This is a genomic window from Nonlabens xylanidelens, assembly GCF_002934445.1.
Taxonomy (GTDB): domain Bacteria; phylum Bacteroidota; class Bacteroidia; order Flavobacteriales; family Flavobacteriaceae; genus Nonlabens; species Nonlabens xylanidelens.
In genome coordinates this window covers 559,860-574,030 of sequence record NZ_PTJE01000001.1, presented here as the reverse complement: position 1 = coordinate 574,030, position 14,171 = coordinate 559,860, and the positions used below count along the sequence as shown (strand labels likewise).

Genomic DNA, 14,171 nt, shown 5'->3' with positions numbered 1-14,171 from the left:
TCTGTAAAAATACGGTTTCCTTAGGGATTGTAAATCCTCACCACCTCATCAAGTCCTTCCTCGACAGTAGGGATTTGATAATTAAAAACCTGGATCGTATCGCTACCATCCATAACGCTATAAGTAGGTCGTTTTGCGGCGGTTTTAAAAGTGGCTACGGGATGAATGATTTTATCGAGATTTAGTTTTTTATTTATGGCAATGGCAAATTCAAACCAAGTCATCGCACCTTGATTTGTAAAATGGTAAACACCATAAGTCTCTGGGTCGTTTTTAACGAGGTGTTTTATAAATGAAGACACATCTAGGGCGCTAGTAGGAGAACCTGTCTGAGAATCTACTATTTTGAGCTCATTCATATCTGTGCCAGCTACCCATTTAAAGAAGTTCTTACCATGTGGTGCATATAACCACGATATTCTAAAAATATAGTGTCTACCATTAACCTGTGCGATAGATTTCTCACCTGCCAGTTTACTAGCACCATAAACATTTATAGGATCTGTTTCTTGTAACGGTAAATAGGGCTGTGTTGCTGTTCCATTAAACACATAATCGGTAGAAAAATGAATTAATGTGGCCTGATACTGATTTGCCACTTGTGCCATTTTTTGAACGGCAAGAGCATTTATTTTAAGAGCTTTTTCTTGATCCGTTTCTGCTAGGTCTACTGCTGTGTAAGCCGCACAATTAATAATATAATCTGGCTTTATGCTTTTTACTATTTGATCTAGTTTAAAACTACAGGTAATATCTAATTCTTTACTAGAATAACCGTACAAATCATGTCCTTGCAACGCATTGGTAATAGCAGTTCCTAACATGCCAGTTGCTCCTGTAATGATAATTTTTTTCAAGCTATGTGATTTTAATTGACCTACAGATTAAAAGGTGGTTCTATTTAATCCACGTATGGCAAAACTTATAATGTAATAAATCCTAGTTTCTCATCCTTTTCAGAAAGTATGATATCTTCTTTAGGTAATTGCCAGTCTATATTAAGTTGTGGGTCATCATAACGTATACCATATTCCGTTGCTGGCTGGTACGTATTATCTATCTGATAATTTACGATAGCAGTTTCTGAAAGTACAGAAAAGCCATGAAGAAAACCTCTAGGAACTAACAATTGTTTATTGTTTTCTCCTGTGAGCTCAATGGAAAAATGCTTTAAATAAGTAGAAGATTCTGGTCTAAAATCTACTGCAACATCTAGTATTTTACCCTGTATACAACGCACTAATTTTGCTTGTGCAGCATCTCCTTTCTGCAGGTGTAAACCTCTAAGAACTCCATAAGTAGAAGTACTCTCGTTTATGGTAATGAAAGGTTTCTGATTGGGTACCGCTTTCGCGAAAGCGAAACTATCAAAAGCAATACAGAATTTGCCACGAGCATCTGGAAAAACCGCAGGTTCTATAATTTTACAATCTAATAATGGTGTGTCAATTATATTCACGAGTTATGTTCTTTTTGATACGTATTAAGAAATCTAAATACTAGTGGAATTAAAGCAATTAGAAGACCAAAACCAAAGAACACAAAAGCAAAAGTTACCGTAAGATGTTTATTTACAATAACCCCTTTTTTAACAAAATAAGAAACGATGTTTACTGTATTTTCATAACCGTATTTCTTCTCTCTTTCTGTTTCTAGATTAAAAAGCATTCTAGCTTTTTCATTAAATAAGTCTTTAAATGTCTCTGTTTTACTCTGACCGTTTACAAAAACATTAGTACCGCTAGACAGACTAGATTCTTTATCTTTAATAGCCACTTGATAAGCGCTTATTAAAGAATCTATCTCTGCTAGTTGATATTCCATTTTTGAAATATTAAAAGCAGTAGTCTCGCGACCAGCTGTTCTTTGCGCTTTTATTAATGGATTATCCTCCACTTCTATGGCTAGTACGGCTGCTTTTTCTAAAGCAGTCTTAGATTTTGCAGCTATCTCTACTTTATAAAATTGATAATCGATATCTCTTTTGGCTAGTTTAAAGCCTTCAAAAGTGTAATTCTCTAATGCGATAGTGTCTGCACGACGCGCCATGTAATCATACTCTTCAAGAAGCTCGGTATCGTTATAGTCTGCAGTGATTTCAAAACTAACTAGTGTACTGGCCTCATCTGTAGTAAGATTTAATTCCTTTCCTAAAGTTGTAAAATCTTCTTCTTCTACTAAAGAATTATAATATTCTAAGTTAGAAATAAGCTGTCCAGCACTTTCAAAATTAGGTTGTACTCTCAATTGAGCTGTAAAATTCTTTTTAGATTGTCTACTTAGATAATTACCTAATCCAGCTCCTAAAACAAATAGAATACCTAATAGAATAATATTGTTTTTAATAAAGATTAAAAACAATATTAAAAAATGCCCTAACCCTTTAAAAAGACCTCCTATAGCATTGAATAGGTTTTTAAATCCGTTGCTTATCCAGACAAATACAGGTACTAGATCTACTTCTTGTTCTTGGTTATTATTAGGCTGGTTATCCATGAATTTTGTATTGTATAGTTTTCAAATATAATTGAAGTATAGCAATTATAAAGGCGCGATGTTTAAAGTAAGTTTATAGATCTTCTAATTGATCTATTTCTAGATCTTCTACCTGCTCTACTTTGATACTGTTTTCCATGATTTGCTCAAGAATCTTTTCGGTAATCACATATACCGGCTTTACACCTATTAAACCTAGTCCACCACTAGCTAGTGTATGTCCTGTTTTTAATGGGTTATCACTTGCATAATAAGCATATCTTACTTTTACCTTTTTGCGTATGCTGCGTCTTACTCTTGATGCCGCCTGTATTGCTTTCTGGTAGTGAGCACCTTCCATTTCTAGACCTATTACTCTCCAACTAGAATTATAGAAAAATTCTAAGAGGTCTTTATTTTGTAACGATGTTCCTAAAACGGTAACCATAGAACCGGTTACTACTTTAATATCCTCACATTCTAGATCTTTTTTAGATAGTCTGTTCTTAAACGGATAATTATCTGCAGTACCTTCAAATACGTGAGCATCTGGCACCATTATATCACCTTTATCACCTTCTAGAATACCTGCTTTACCCATTACATTAATGGAGTGCATATTCATCTGGTGTGTTTTACCTTGGCCATCTTTAAATGGCTTAAGTAACTCATCCATAGTTTCATATGCTTGCTCACCAAAGGCATAATCCATTACTATAAGAACTGGTTTTGTTTCGGTCTCGCTATTGCGAAAACTTGCATCACAAAAACCTATGTTTTCAAAATCACAGGCTGCTAGATCAAAAATTTGCACATCGATATTAGTACCGCTCGCATCTTTAAGCTCTGTCATACCATTTGCTAGCGCGTGTTTCTTGATCAGGTCACGGTTTTTCTTACCGCTATCGTTACTCAAGTCTGCAAAGATTTCCATGCGACTCTTTTTGGCCATTTGAGCAGCAAGTGCCTTAGGTCCATAAAGCGAGTTCATTACACTGTGCAAGTTTGCACTAATAATGTGCAATGGTCTATCAAAAAGTCCTTGTTCTACTAAGTGTTCTTTAATGCGATATGCCCATCTATCTCCATGAATATGGTGGCCTAATCGTTCTCTTAGTACTGGAGAAAAAGTTACTAGTCTTTTTTCTTCGTCTAAGATTTCTTGTTTTGCTAGTCTACCTAGGTGATAAATAACACTTAAGAAACGGTTAGGATTTTCTTTAGTAGCAAAATCTGGATATACAGATTTCACCTCGTCAAAGGTTCTGCCTAAAATATTTGCTACATGAGTAATAGCAACTTCTTTCTCTTCTTGAGTTAATTTTTTCTTTGAAATAGCGTTTTCTAAGCATTTCCAGTCTCTAGATGTATTACCGTTATCACCTACTATAACTTGTTTCATGATCTTGTGAGACTCGATCATTAAAAAGGTAAGGTGTGTTAATATATCATAGATTTCAGAACGTCCACGAGTTACCTCTATGTTCATTTGCTCGCGATCTATGCGATAGCAATTGCGACGTCTCTTAGAAGGAATGATAGCTTTAAAATGAGAACCTTCATAACCTTCATCACTAGTTAGGTTAATGTAAGTACATTCTTCTATACCTACTGGTAATCTATCCATTACGTATAATAAACCACTCAGTTCTATCTTTTCTTCGGCGATAGAACCATAAATTTCTGGTCTTAATGTAAGAAGAGATTCTCTTAACGATTCACCACTGACACCCATCGGTTTATAAAAGCCTCTATTAAACAGATGTCGCATTGTGATATAAATGCGCTCTATGGCGTTAGTACTTTCTTGAGCTCTGGTACGTGGTTCTACGTTAATTATTGGCATAAATATTATTTCATAGCAAAGATACTATTATTAACTATGTAGTTTTCAGTCCCGGCGCACTGTTTTAAGTAATGTCAATAAGAATTAAAGTTTATTTAATGCCTGCGTTACTTATCAAAGTACAATGCAGTAGAAATCAATTTACAGATTGTAATTCTAATTAACCTATAATCTTCTCGAGTACCTCAGCAATCTTACGATCGTTAGAGAGTCGAGGCAGTTTGTTCTGGCCACCCAGCTTGCCTATTGTTTTCATGTATTCTTTAAAACCATTTTCTGGTACTGCAGTGATAATTAAAGGTTGTAGAATCTTACCAGTGATTAAATCGTCATAATAAGAGTTTTGTTCTCTCATTTGAATATCAAGTACTTGTGCCAGTTTATGAAGATCCACATTTGTAGCATCACCCAATTCTACAAACCACTCATGATATGGCAATTCATTATTTGCTGGGCTTAATTGTGGTGCGACAGTAAATTCATTGATAACAATACTCAATTTATTTGAGGCTGCTTTCATCGCCTCTTCTACTTCTTTACCTATAACATGTTCTCCACTAGCGCTTATGTAATGTTTTATACGACCTGTAACCACCACTCTATATGGTGCCGTACTAGTAAATGCAATGGTATCACCTATGTTATAGGCCCATAATCCTGCTGTAGTAGAAATGATCATGACATAATTAACGCCTGTTTCCACCTCGCCTATGGTTAATCTAGGTGCGTTTTTATCATGAAACTGATCTGCTGGTATAAATTCATAGAAAATACCTGCGTCTAGAAGCAAAAGCATTCCTTTTTCATCTTGTTTATCTTGATAGGCAAAAAAACCTTCACTAGCAGGAAAAAGCTCTATACTATCTACTTTACGACCTATAAGTTGATCAAATTTTGCTCTATAAGGCTCAAAATTAACACCGCCGTAAATGAATAGATTAAATTCTGGAAATACCTCACCTACTTTTTTACCAGTACGTTGCACGATGCGTTCAAAATACATCTGTACCCAACTTGGGATTCCAGAAATAACGCTCATATTTTCTGGTAGAGTCTCATCAATAACTGCTTCTACCTTAGTTTCCCAGTCTTCTATACAGTTGGTTTCCATAGAAGGCAACCTGTTCTTTTGTAGATAATTAGGAACATAATGAGCAACAATACCACTTAATCTACCTAGTTGAATTCCATTTTTAGATTCCATCTCTGGACTTCCTTGTAGGAAAATCATTTTACCGTCTACAAATTGTGCTTTTCCAGTTTCATGAACATAACTCAAAATCGCATTACGAGCTGCTTTTATGTGCTCGGGCATCGACTCTTTGGTAATCGGAATATATTTTGCACCGCTTGTAGTTCCAGACGTTTTAGCAAAATAAAGGGGTTTTCCTGGCCATAAGATATCACTCTCACCAGCTACTACTCTATCTACAAAGGGTCTTAATTCTTCATAATCACGCACTGGTACTTGTGATACAAAGTCTTTATGTGTTTTTATGTTGGAAAAGGAGTGCGCTTTCGCGAAAGCGGTATTACCAGCAGTCTTAATTAAATTATGAAACACTTTTTCCTGAGAGGCTACCGGTTTAGAAGCCCAACTTTTAGTTTTTCTATCGATGATGGTAGCAAAAACTTTTGCACCGAGTGACTTTAACGACATCTATTCAAAGTTGATAAAATTAGTAGGATCTAGTGGGTAACCATCGCTCCATATCTCAAAATGTAGATGTGGACCAGTGGTTAACTCTCCTGTATTACCTACGGTAGCAATTACTTCACCAGCTAGTACCTGATCATTTTGTTCTTTAAGCAAATTACCTGCGTGTTTATATACTGTAATAAGTCCATAAGGATGCTCGATAAGCATGGTATATCCTGTTTCTGAACTCCAGCTGGCAAAAACCACTGTACCGTCTGCAGCGGCTTTTATAGGTGTTCCTACGGTAGTAACAACATCTACGGCATAGTGTTTTATCTCTGTATCATAATTACTAGAAATAGTTCCTTTAACTGGCGGGAAGAAGACAAAATTAGTTTTTGCTTTTGCACCGGCGATAACACTGTAACGGTCTGCTTGTGCTACCTCTTCTCTTAATAGACTATCTTCTTTAATAGGTGTAAGATCTGGAATCTCGGTACTGGTTTCAACTTTTGCAATGCTGTCTATACGTTCATACTCTTCTGTAGTGATGTCACCATTGAGAAGCATTTTTATACGCCCATAAAACTGATCGTTACTTCTTATCGCTATTTCTAATGAGTCTGTTCTCTTTGCCAGTTCTATATTATCGCGACGCATACTCACGTCTGCATAACCAGGAATGTACTCTCTAATAGGTGTAAAGGCTATAAGTGCCGTGGTTAATCCTATTAATAAAATAGCGCTTATTACGGTCACTACAAATACATTAAGTCTGGTGAGTTTGAGACTAAAACGTTCTTCAAAAGTGTCATCGTTGAGCACGACCATGCGGTAATGGTGTGTCCATTTGCTCTTTTGGTTTCTATTTTTTTTCTTCTTTGCCATGTGATCTTAACGTGTAACAAATATAAATAGTTTTTCTAGGTATAGGGTGATTAGGTCTTGGGTATTTAGGTGTTAGACAGCTAGGTGATTAAACGATAGCTATGTAAAATAAAAGCATGACTAATTAGAGTGTAAATATGCTTTTGCTAAACTCGTATTGAGAATAGTACCTGATTTTATTGATATCAACTGAGTATCTCAAAAACAAGTTTTTAGCGTTTTGGGTTTTCAAATAAGCTTTATTAAAGATTAACAGCCTAAAATCTTGTGATTATACCGCTTGTTGTATCTTTGTATCATAAAATCATTAAGCGATGTTATCAAATTATATATTATTAGGAATGCCTGGTGTAGGAACGTGGGTTGTAATCGTGGTTGCTATATTAATTCTTTTTGGAGGTAAAAAAATACCAGAATTGATGCGCGGTATAGGTGGCGGAATCAAAGAATTTAAGGATGCTACTAAAGAAGACGAGACTAAGAAAGAAGATACTAATAATCTAGACAGATAATTTAGAGACTTTAAAAAACAAAAAATGCGCATCATTCATGGAATGATGCGCATTTTTTATGTCTACTATTTTACTATTTCTTCTTCGTTTCCAAAAAATGAACGCTCTTTAAAATAGATTCTATTTCAAATAAATAATTACGCTGTGCACTAGCAGGTGCACTCACATATCCTTCTATAATTAACCAGTTGTCTTTTTCTTTATTGTAAATAGCATAATTAACAAATGGTCCTGCCATAAACATATTCTTTACTTCCCAAGTTCCCTTAGTCTCATAGGCAAATTTACCGTCTATCTGACTTTCATTAAGAAAAGGTGAGAATGCAGGTTCTGTCTGGAATGGTCCTCCATCTGTAAGAATTTTTATGGCACCTATAGAATCACGTACTTTTACAATATCCAGCACAGTACTATCACTACGTTTTATTCTATTTCGCTCTACTTCATAGATCATAAGATCCATAGTCCCTTCTTTAATACTTCTACGTAACCAGAAAAAATCGTTGTCGATCTCTCCATTATAAGTAGCAAAATGATAAGCTCGAGGTACAATAAGTTCTATACCAAAACGGTCTGTAATCCTATCTGTATTTAAGGCCACCTTATCCATAAGGTATTGCTTGCGCTTTACTTCTCCTTTATTAAATACAGCTATCATATCGTCTGCATTATCAGAGATTACCTTTGCTATATCTACCTTATCTGTACCACGTACCACTATACCTAATTGCGGATTTGCGTACAGGTCCTTTTTAATACTCACTCCACTACTATCTGACTGTTTAATGATCAAATAATTACGTGATTTTTTAAGCATTCCAGTGAAGGCAGCAGGTTTTACATGATTTAATGTAAACATAGGCTCTTCTCTTACTATGCCATCTAGTGGTCTAGCAAACTCTTTTCTAATCGTATCACCTAGCGGTCCATCCCAATCGTTATTTCCTATAACTACGAGTATATCATTGAGTCTACCGGCACTATCTTGCACTACAATAGCCTTATCATCACAGCTTATAAAAACTAGACATACTGCAAGTATTACATATAATTTTTTCATTTTACTTTAATTTAAGGGTGGCACCTACCTTAAGGTCGTCAGATGTGGTAGGATTCAATTTACGTATGCTAGCAATAGATATGCCATATTTATTGGCTATTTTCCATAAACTGTCTCCACTTTTAATTTTATAAGTGGCTGGCGCTTTTGAAGAGCTAGATTTAGAAGTAGTTACTGGTTTTCTAGAGTGTATATATAACTTTTGTCCTATTCTCAAATTATTACTTCTCAAGTTATTCCAGCGTTTTAATTGGCTAACTTTTACGTTGTACTTATTAGCTATTTTACCTAGGTAATCACCATTTTTCACTCGATATACAGATCGGCTTTCTGCAACTAGCAATTCTGGAAGAGGTTTTTCTATTTTGTCAAATTCCGCTTTCGCGAAAGCGTACACAGCAGCCTCATTACTAACAAATTTTGCGGCATCTCTAACAGGAAGTCTCAGGTTATGATTTTTACCCTTTACAAAAGGAATAATATCTAATTTATAAGAAGGGTTATGAAACTGTATTACCTCAAGATCTTGGTCTGTAAATTGCGACACATGTTCTAGAGATATCATTCTTTTAACTCTTATCGTGTCTGTTGCAATAGTTTTATAAATAGTCTGTTGCGGCTGGAATCCATGTTCTGGAGCATAAGTAAAGAGATACATCATCGCCTGAAAAGCTGGTACATAACCGGCCGTCTCACGTGGCAAATATGGTCTAATATTCCAGTAGTTTTTATAACCACCACTGCGACGTATCGCTTTATTTACATTACCTGGCCCAGAATTATAAGCCGCGAGAACTAGATCCCAATCTCCATAAATTTTATATAAACTACTCATGAATTTACACGCAGCAACTGTTGATTTTATAGGATCCATGCGCTCATCTACATAAGAATTTACTTCTAGATCATAATTGCGACCTGTGGTAAACATAAATTGCCATAATCCAGTGGCACCTACTCTACTCTTAATACGTGGGTCTAACGCACTTTCTACTATAGCCAGGTACTTCATCTCTAATGGAATATCGTACTGATCTAAGTAAGGCTCAAATAAGGGAAAATAATAATCACTTAACGTCATCAAACGTTCCATGTAAACACGTTTGTAACTGAGTTTTTTATTGATCAGTTTTTCCAGCACCGGATTGTAATCTATCTGGAAAGGCGTGCTTTCATTAATCGCTGCTAGTCTAGCTTTAAGTGTGTCAGTAGGTAAGGTTTGATTTACCGTCTCACTATAATCCATTTGTACAATCTCTTTGTACATATACTCATATAAATCATTGTTATACAATTCATTGAGTAGTTTTTCATCCAGATCATCTACCTCAGGATGCACGATAAGTGGCGTACCTGCAACCGTAGTATCCATCATTATTTCTTGAACAGGTATTTCTCTAGATAATATAGTACCAGATTCTATAGAATCATTTTGAGCTTGTTGTCTTTTATACTCTTCATAAGAAATGACTTTGCCCGTAGTAGCTGTAGAATCTTGTTCTACTTGTGCCGCTAGTGGTGTAAAGACTACTGAAGATAGTAATAATAAAAGGTATTTGTTCATGAATTGTTTCTGTAATTACTGTGAAATAATATTTTCTATTTGATGAGTTTAGATATACAAATAGTAAAAGTGTGAGAATTTTTTAGACAATAACGTCTAACTATATTTATACTAATAAGCTTTGCACAAACATATAAGATTATGCAAAGCCAGAAATTAGTTTGTTTGTAAAATATGGGGTTATCCCTTAATAGCAGCTATACCAGGAAGTGTTTTCCCTTCTAACATTTCTAGCATGGCGCCACCACCAGTAGAAACATAGCTTACCTGATCTGCAAAACCAAATTGTTTTACCGCAGATACACTATCACCACCACCTACTAACGAGAATGCACCGTTTTTTGTTGCCATTGCAACAGACTTACCTAAGGCGATAGTACCATTTGCAAACGGTTCCATTTCAAAAACACCAGCAGGTCCATTCCATAGAATAGTTTTGGCACTTTGTAACACTTCATGAAATAGCTCTCTAGATTTCTCTCCTACATCGAGTCCCATCCAGCCATCAGGAATTTGATCTATGGCAGCTTTATCCATAGTAGCAAGTTCAGAAAAAGAATTTGCAATCACAACATCTACCGGTAAGTGAATTCTGGTATTCGTTTCTTTAGCTTTAGCAAGAATTTCTAGCGCTAGGCTTTGTTTATCATCTTCTACTAGAGAGTCACCTATTTTACCACCTTGTGCTTTGATAAACGTATAAGCCATACCACCAGCTATAATTAAGTCATCCACTTTAGTTAGAATATTCTCAATAACCGTGATTTTAGAAGACACCTTAGCACCACCTAAAATAGCAACTAGTGGTCTTTCTGGCGTTTCCATTACTTTATCTAGACTATCGATCTCACGATTCATAAGTAGTCCAAAACATTTCTCTTCAAAATATTGTGCTATTACAGCAGTACTAGCATGAGCCCTGTGAGCAGTTCCAAAAGCATCGTTTATATATACGTCGCCTAATTGTGATAACGCTTTCGCGAAAGCGGAATCTCCACCAGTCTCTTCACTATAATATCTCAGGTTTTCTAGAAGTAAAACCTCGCCAGGTTGTAAATCTTGAGCAGCTTTTTGAGCTACTTCTCCTATACAATCTTCTACAAATTTAACCTGAACACCGAGAATATCACTGGCTGTATCAACCACATGACGTAAAGAGAAATCATTTTCTTTATTCTTAGGACGTCCTAAATGTGACATCAATATAACAGAACCACCTTTTTCTAAAACATGAATAATCGTGTCCTTTGCTGCCTGAATTCTAGTAGCATCAGTAACCTTAAAATTCTCGTCTAGAGGTACATTAAAATCAACTCTTATAAGTGCTTTTTTATTCTCAAAATTAATCTGGTCTATAGTCATCTTATTATATTCAAAATTGTTTAAAAACAAATATAACGGTTCTCGATCTACAATATCGTTGTAGGGAATGGAAAAAGGTGTAAGTTGTTTACTCTCGAGGGAAAACAGTAATATCTACCTATGTGAAACAGGTTGTTAAATTCATAAAGTATCATCTTCTCTTAAAGGAAGACTAGAGATGGATGTATTCCCATCTTTACCATCATCCACTTATATTTGCACTATGCAATATCAAGATGTTTTAGGACTTACTCATATAAAAAGCCACTTACAGTCTACTGTAAAAAATGGCCGTATAGCACATGCTCAAATGCTGGTAGGACCTACCGGTAGTGGTGTTTTACCACTTGCAATTGCCTATGCTAGAGATATATTATGTGGAGAGCATAATGAGAGTTGCCATGCACAACTTAATAATCTAGCGCATCCAGATTTACATTTTTCTTTTCCTATGCCATCGTCTGCAGGAAGTAGTAGTACAAAAGCAACCTCAGATATTTTTTTAAAAGAATGGCGTGTTTTTTTAAAAGAGAACTCTTATGGTAGTCTACCGGACTGGTACAAGGCCATCGATATAGAAAAAAAGAATGCCGAAATACGTGTAGCCGAAGCGCAACTTATCATGAAAAAGTTGAGCCTTAAATCTTATGAAGGTGGTTACAAAGTACTCATTATTTGGGGTGCAGATAAAATGAATACAGAGGCAGCAAATAAGCTACTTAAACTTATAGAAGAACCACCTAGTAAAACCATTATTTTACTCGTTGCAGAATCTGAAGATAAAATCATAAATACTATTAAATCTAGGTGCCAGATTATACATGTACCAAAACTTAATGCCGCTGTAATAGCCGAAGGATTACAAAAAAACCTTCAATTAACTGAAAGTCAAAGCTCTATAATTGCTAGGCAGGCAGATGGAGATTACAGAAAAGCGGTACAATTTTCACAAAATAATGCCGAAGATTTACAATTTGAACAGTGGTTTGTGCAGTGGGTACGCACCGCATTTGTCGCAAAGACTAAGATAACTGCGATTAACGAGCTTATGGATTGGGCGACAACTATAGCTAGTGTTAATCGTGAAACACAGATAAGATTTTTAAATTACTGTATTGAATTTTTTAGACAGGCTATGCTTAAAAACTATAAGGCAGAGAGCGCTGTATATCTAGCTCCGCAAAGCGGTTTTGACCTAAGTAAATTTGCTCCTTTCGTCGATGGAAATAGAATGATAGAAGTGCAAAAACAACTTCAAGAAGCTATTTATCACATAGAACGTAATGCAAATGGAAAAATAGTGCTTACCGATTTAAGTATCGGAATGACGCGTATATTACATTCAAAAGCCTAGAAATAAGGATAAACTACCATCTTTAAGTACTTTATCGATTAAAAAGCAGTAGTATTTAAAAGGATAGTATAATTGTAACACAATACAAAAGCCATGCTACTTACCTATTCCGGTATTATACTTCTTCTCATCTTCTTACTTGTTACTTACCTCATTTCTTCTTTTGAAAAAATATTTGCTTGGAAACAGACCTATAAGGACTTTTGCGGCTTATTTAAAGATGCTCTAAGCCCTTTTGTAGTTTTGATAAGTACTATAGTAATTCTAGGTATAGAAATTACGACTAGCACGATAATAGGAATTGCATTATTTAATATAGTAACAGAAGAAAGTTTACTTTATGCTCAATATGCATTTATACTATCCAGTATTCTTCTTTTGATTTTATTAGTAGGTCTTAGAATTGTAAAAGATTTTGCTGGCGCATCTAGATTAGGAATTTACTTCATAGTCAGTGTTGCAGGCTTATTTTGGTCTCAATATATATAATCTATCTGAAAATTAATAATGATAGGTACATCTTATTAATATTGACTTCAAATAATGGTTTTTAAGCGGTTTTAAACAAATTGTATACATATGTCATAACAAAATGAAAAAGCGCTTTTAAAACTAATTAAAAGCGCTTTTTGAGTACATAAGTGATAGAACTGGGCTCTTTATTAAATAAAGCTACACAATTTGATAGCAAGCCTATAATTATTCCTTTTATAAAAGGAGAAAATGATTTTTCATATCTCGATGACAAAATAGAAACATAAAAACTATCAAACCACATAGGTTTCATTTTTACGATTTCAAATTCTTTATCAAATAAACTTTTTACTGCTTTTTTATTAAAATGGAATAAGTGCCTTGGGACATCGTAGCCAGCCCAATACTTTCCATAAAATCGTGCATCATAAGATTTATAATTAGGTAAAGCTAGTATTAAAATGCCATGAGATTTTAGTAACGCAAGTATTTCCTGTTTTTGTTTTTCGACATCTGTTACATGTTCTAAAACATGATACATAGAAATAAGGTCAAAACTATTTTCCTTAAAAGATTCTAAATTGGGTTTTAAAACAATTCCTTTTTCTCCTGCTATTTTTCTGGCTTTTGGACTAGGTTCAAATCCAGTTGCTGTAATTCCTTTTTTTTGTAATGCGTTTACAAGGTCTCCTACTCCAGCACCTATATCTAATACTTTTCCATTTTTAATAAATCTACCTATAAGCGAAGTCTTAGATTTAAGATTAAAGGATTTTGCAAAATTATAGCAAAACGCAAAAAATGATTTTTGAGTATCATCGTGAGATAGGTAATCTTCACTCTCATAATAAAGATCTAATTGCTCTGGTTGAGGAATAGTCTTTATCAATTCTGTTTCTGGATCTAGATATAATTCAAACTTTTCTTGAGTTAGAAAGTAATCCTTAAGTTCTAAAAAAGGTTTTGAAAATTTAAAATTCATATAATTGTTTCACGT

At 34.8% G+C, this 14,171-nt stretch carries 13 protein-coding genes; 3 read left to right on the top strand and 10 right to left on the bottom strand.

What is annotated here, in order from left to right; translation table 11 throughout:
* Positions 1 to 20 precede the first annotated feature (20 nt).
* The 6 genes from rfbD to LY01_RS02570 form a co-directional block, all read right to left on the bottom strand.
* Positions 21 to 857 (bottom strand): dTDP-4-dehydrorhamnose reductase, encoded by an 837-nt coding sequence (gene rfbD, locus LY01_RS02595; RefSeq protein WP_104514243.1) that lies wholly within the window; start codon positions 855 to 857, stop codon positions 21 to 23.
* Between the two features lie 65 nt (positions 858 to 922).
* Positions 923 to 1,459 carry a dTDP-4-dehydrorhamnose 3,5-epimerase gene (gene rfbC, locus LY01_RS02590; protein ID WP_104514242.1) on the bottom strand — a complete coding sequence of 179 codons (537 nt, stop codon included), beginning with the start codon at positions 1,457 to 1,459 and terminating at the stop codon, positions 923 to 925.
* A complete protein-coding gene (locus LY01_RS02585; RefSeq protein ID WP_104514241.1) occupies positions 1,456 to 2,496 on the bottom strand; it encodes a hypothetical protein in 1,041 nt (346 codons plus the stop codon). The genes rfbC and LY01_RS02585 overlap by 4 nt, the downstream gene beginning before the upstream one ends.
* Before the next feature lie 73 nt (positions 2,497 to 2,569).
* Positions 2,570 to 4,321: a DUF6909 family protein gene (locus tag LY01_RS02580; RefSeq protein ID WP_104514240.1), complete on the bottom strand. Its 1,752-nt coding sequence runs from the start codon at positions 4,319 to 4,321 to the stop codon at positions 2,570 to 2,572.
* Positions 4,322 to 4,481: 160 nt separating this feature from the next.
* A complete protein-coding gene (locus LY01_RS02575; protein WP_104514239.1) occupies positions 4,482 to 5,981 on the bottom strand; it encodes a GH3 auxin-responsive promoter family protein in 1,500 nt (499 codons plus the stop codon).
* Positions 5,982 to 6,848 (bottom strand): M23 family metallopeptidase, encoded by an 867-nt coding sequence (locus tag LY01_RS02570; protein ID WP_104514238.1) that lies wholly within the window; start codon positions 6,846 to 6,848, stop codon positions 5,982 to 5,984.
* 314 nt (positions 6,849 to 7,162) lie between these two features.
* Here LY01_RS02570 and LY01_RS02565 point away from each other — a divergent pair, with 314 nt between their 5' ends.
* Positions 7,163 to 7,360, top strand: a complete 198-nt coding sequence (locus tag LY01_RS02565; protein WP_104514237.1) for a Sec-independent protein translocase subunit TatA/TatB — start codon at positions 7,163 to 7,165, stop codon at positions 7,358 to 7,360.
* A gap of 73 nt (positions 7,361 to 7,433) precedes the next feature.
* Here the strand turns inward: LY01_RS02565 and LY01_RS02560 are convergent, their stop codons facing one another.
* The 3 genes from LY01_RS02560 to LY01_RS02550 form a co-directional block, all read right to left on the bottom strand.
* Positions 7,434 to 8,420 (bottom strand): DUF4837 family protein, encoded by a 987-nt coding sequence (locus LY01_RS02560; protein WP_104514236.1) that lies wholly within the window; start codon positions 8,418 to 8,420, stop codon positions 7,434 to 7,436.
* A 1-nt stretch (position 8,421) separates the two neighbouring features.
* Entirely contained in the window at positions 8,422 to 9,984 is a 1,563-nt protein-coding gene (locus LY01_RS02555; RefSeq protein WP_104514235.1) for a lytic transglycosylase domain-containing protein, read from the bottom strand.
* Between the two features lie 180 nt (positions 9,985 to 10,164).
* Positions 10,165 to 11,346: a phosphoglycerate kinase gene (locus LY01_RS02550; protein ID WP_104514234.1), complete on the bottom strand. Its 1,182-nt coding sequence runs from the start codon at positions 11,344 to 11,346 to the stop codon at positions 10,165 to 10,167.
* Positions 11,347 to 11,569: 223 nt separating this feature from the next.
* On the opposite strand from LY01_RS02550, the gene LY01_RS02545 reads away from it, so the two are divergent.
* Both LY01_RS02545 and LY01_RS02540 read left to right on the top strand, forming a co-directional pair.
* Entirely contained in the window at positions 11,570 to 12,700 is a 1,131-nt protein-coding gene (locus LY01_RS02545) for a DNA polymerase III subunit (RefSeq protein WP_104514233.1), read from the top strand.
* A gap of 93 nt (positions 12,701 to 12,793) precedes the next feature.
* Positions 12,794 to 13,189, top strand: a complete 396-nt coding sequence (locus tag LY01_RS02540) for a hypothetical protein (protein WP_104514232.1) — start codon at positions 12,794 to 12,796, stop codon at positions 13,187 to 13,189.
* A gap of 127 nt (positions 13,190 to 13,316) precedes the next feature.
* Here LY01_RS02540 and LY01_RS02535 read toward each other — a convergent pair whose 3' ends face one another.
* Positions 13,317 to 14,156: a class I SAM-dependent methyltransferase gene (locus tag LY01_RS02535; protein WP_104514231.1), complete on the bottom strand. Its 840-nt coding sequence runs from the start codon at positions 14,154 to 14,156 to the stop codon at positions 13,317 to 13,319.
* Positions 14,157 to 14,171: the final 15 nt, after the last annotated feature.

What these genes read in the sequence shown, in the direction of transcription:
- LY01_RS02585 (WP_104514241.1), bottom strand. Translation starts at nt 2,496, where the DNA reads ATGGATAACCAGCCTAATAATAACCAAGAACAAGAAGTAGATCTAGTA.
- LY01_RS02580 (WP_104514240.1), bottom strand. Translation starts at nt 4,321, where the DNA reads ATGCCAATAATTAACGTAGAACCACGTACCAGAGCTCAAGAAAGTACT.
- LY01_RS02575 (WP_104514239.1), bottom strand. Translation starts at nt 5,981, where the DNA reads ATGTCGTTAAAGTCACTCGGTGCAAAAGTTTTTGCTACCATCATCGAT.
- LY01_RS02570 (WP_104514238.1), bottom strand. Translation starts at nt 6,848, where the DNA reads ATGGCAAAGAAGAAAAAAAATAGAAACCAAAAGAGCAAATGGACACAC.
- LY01_RS02565 (WP_104514237.1), top strand. Translation starts at nt 7,163, where the DNA reads ATGTTATCAAATTATATATTATTAGGAATGCCTGGTGTAGGAACGTGG.
- LY01_RS02560 (WP_104514236.1), bottom strand. Translation starts at nt 8,420, where the DNA reads ATGAAAAAATTATATGTAATACTTGCAGTATGTCTAGTTTTTATAAGC.
- LY01_RS02555 (WP_104514235.1), bottom strand. Translation starts at nt 9,984, where the DNA reads ATGAACAAATACCTTTTATTATTACTATCTTCAGTAGTCTTTACACCA.
- LY01_RS02550 (WP_104514234.1), bottom strand. Translation starts at nt 11,346, where the DNA reads ATGACTATAGACCAGATTAATTTTGAGAATAAAAAAGCACTTATAAGA.
- LY01_RS02545 (WP_104514233.1), top strand. Translation starts at nt 11,570, where the DNA reads ATGCAATATCAAGATGTTTTAGGACTTACTCATATAAAAAGCCACTTA.
- LY01_RS02540 (WP_104514232.1), top strand. Translation starts at nt 12,794, where the DNA reads ATGCTACTTACCTATTCCGGTATTATACTTCTTCTCATCTTCTTACTT.
- LY01_RS02535 (WP_104514231.1), bottom strand. Translation starts at nt 14,156, where the DNA reads ATGAATTTTAAATTTTCAAAACCTTTTTTAGAACTTAAGGATTACTTT.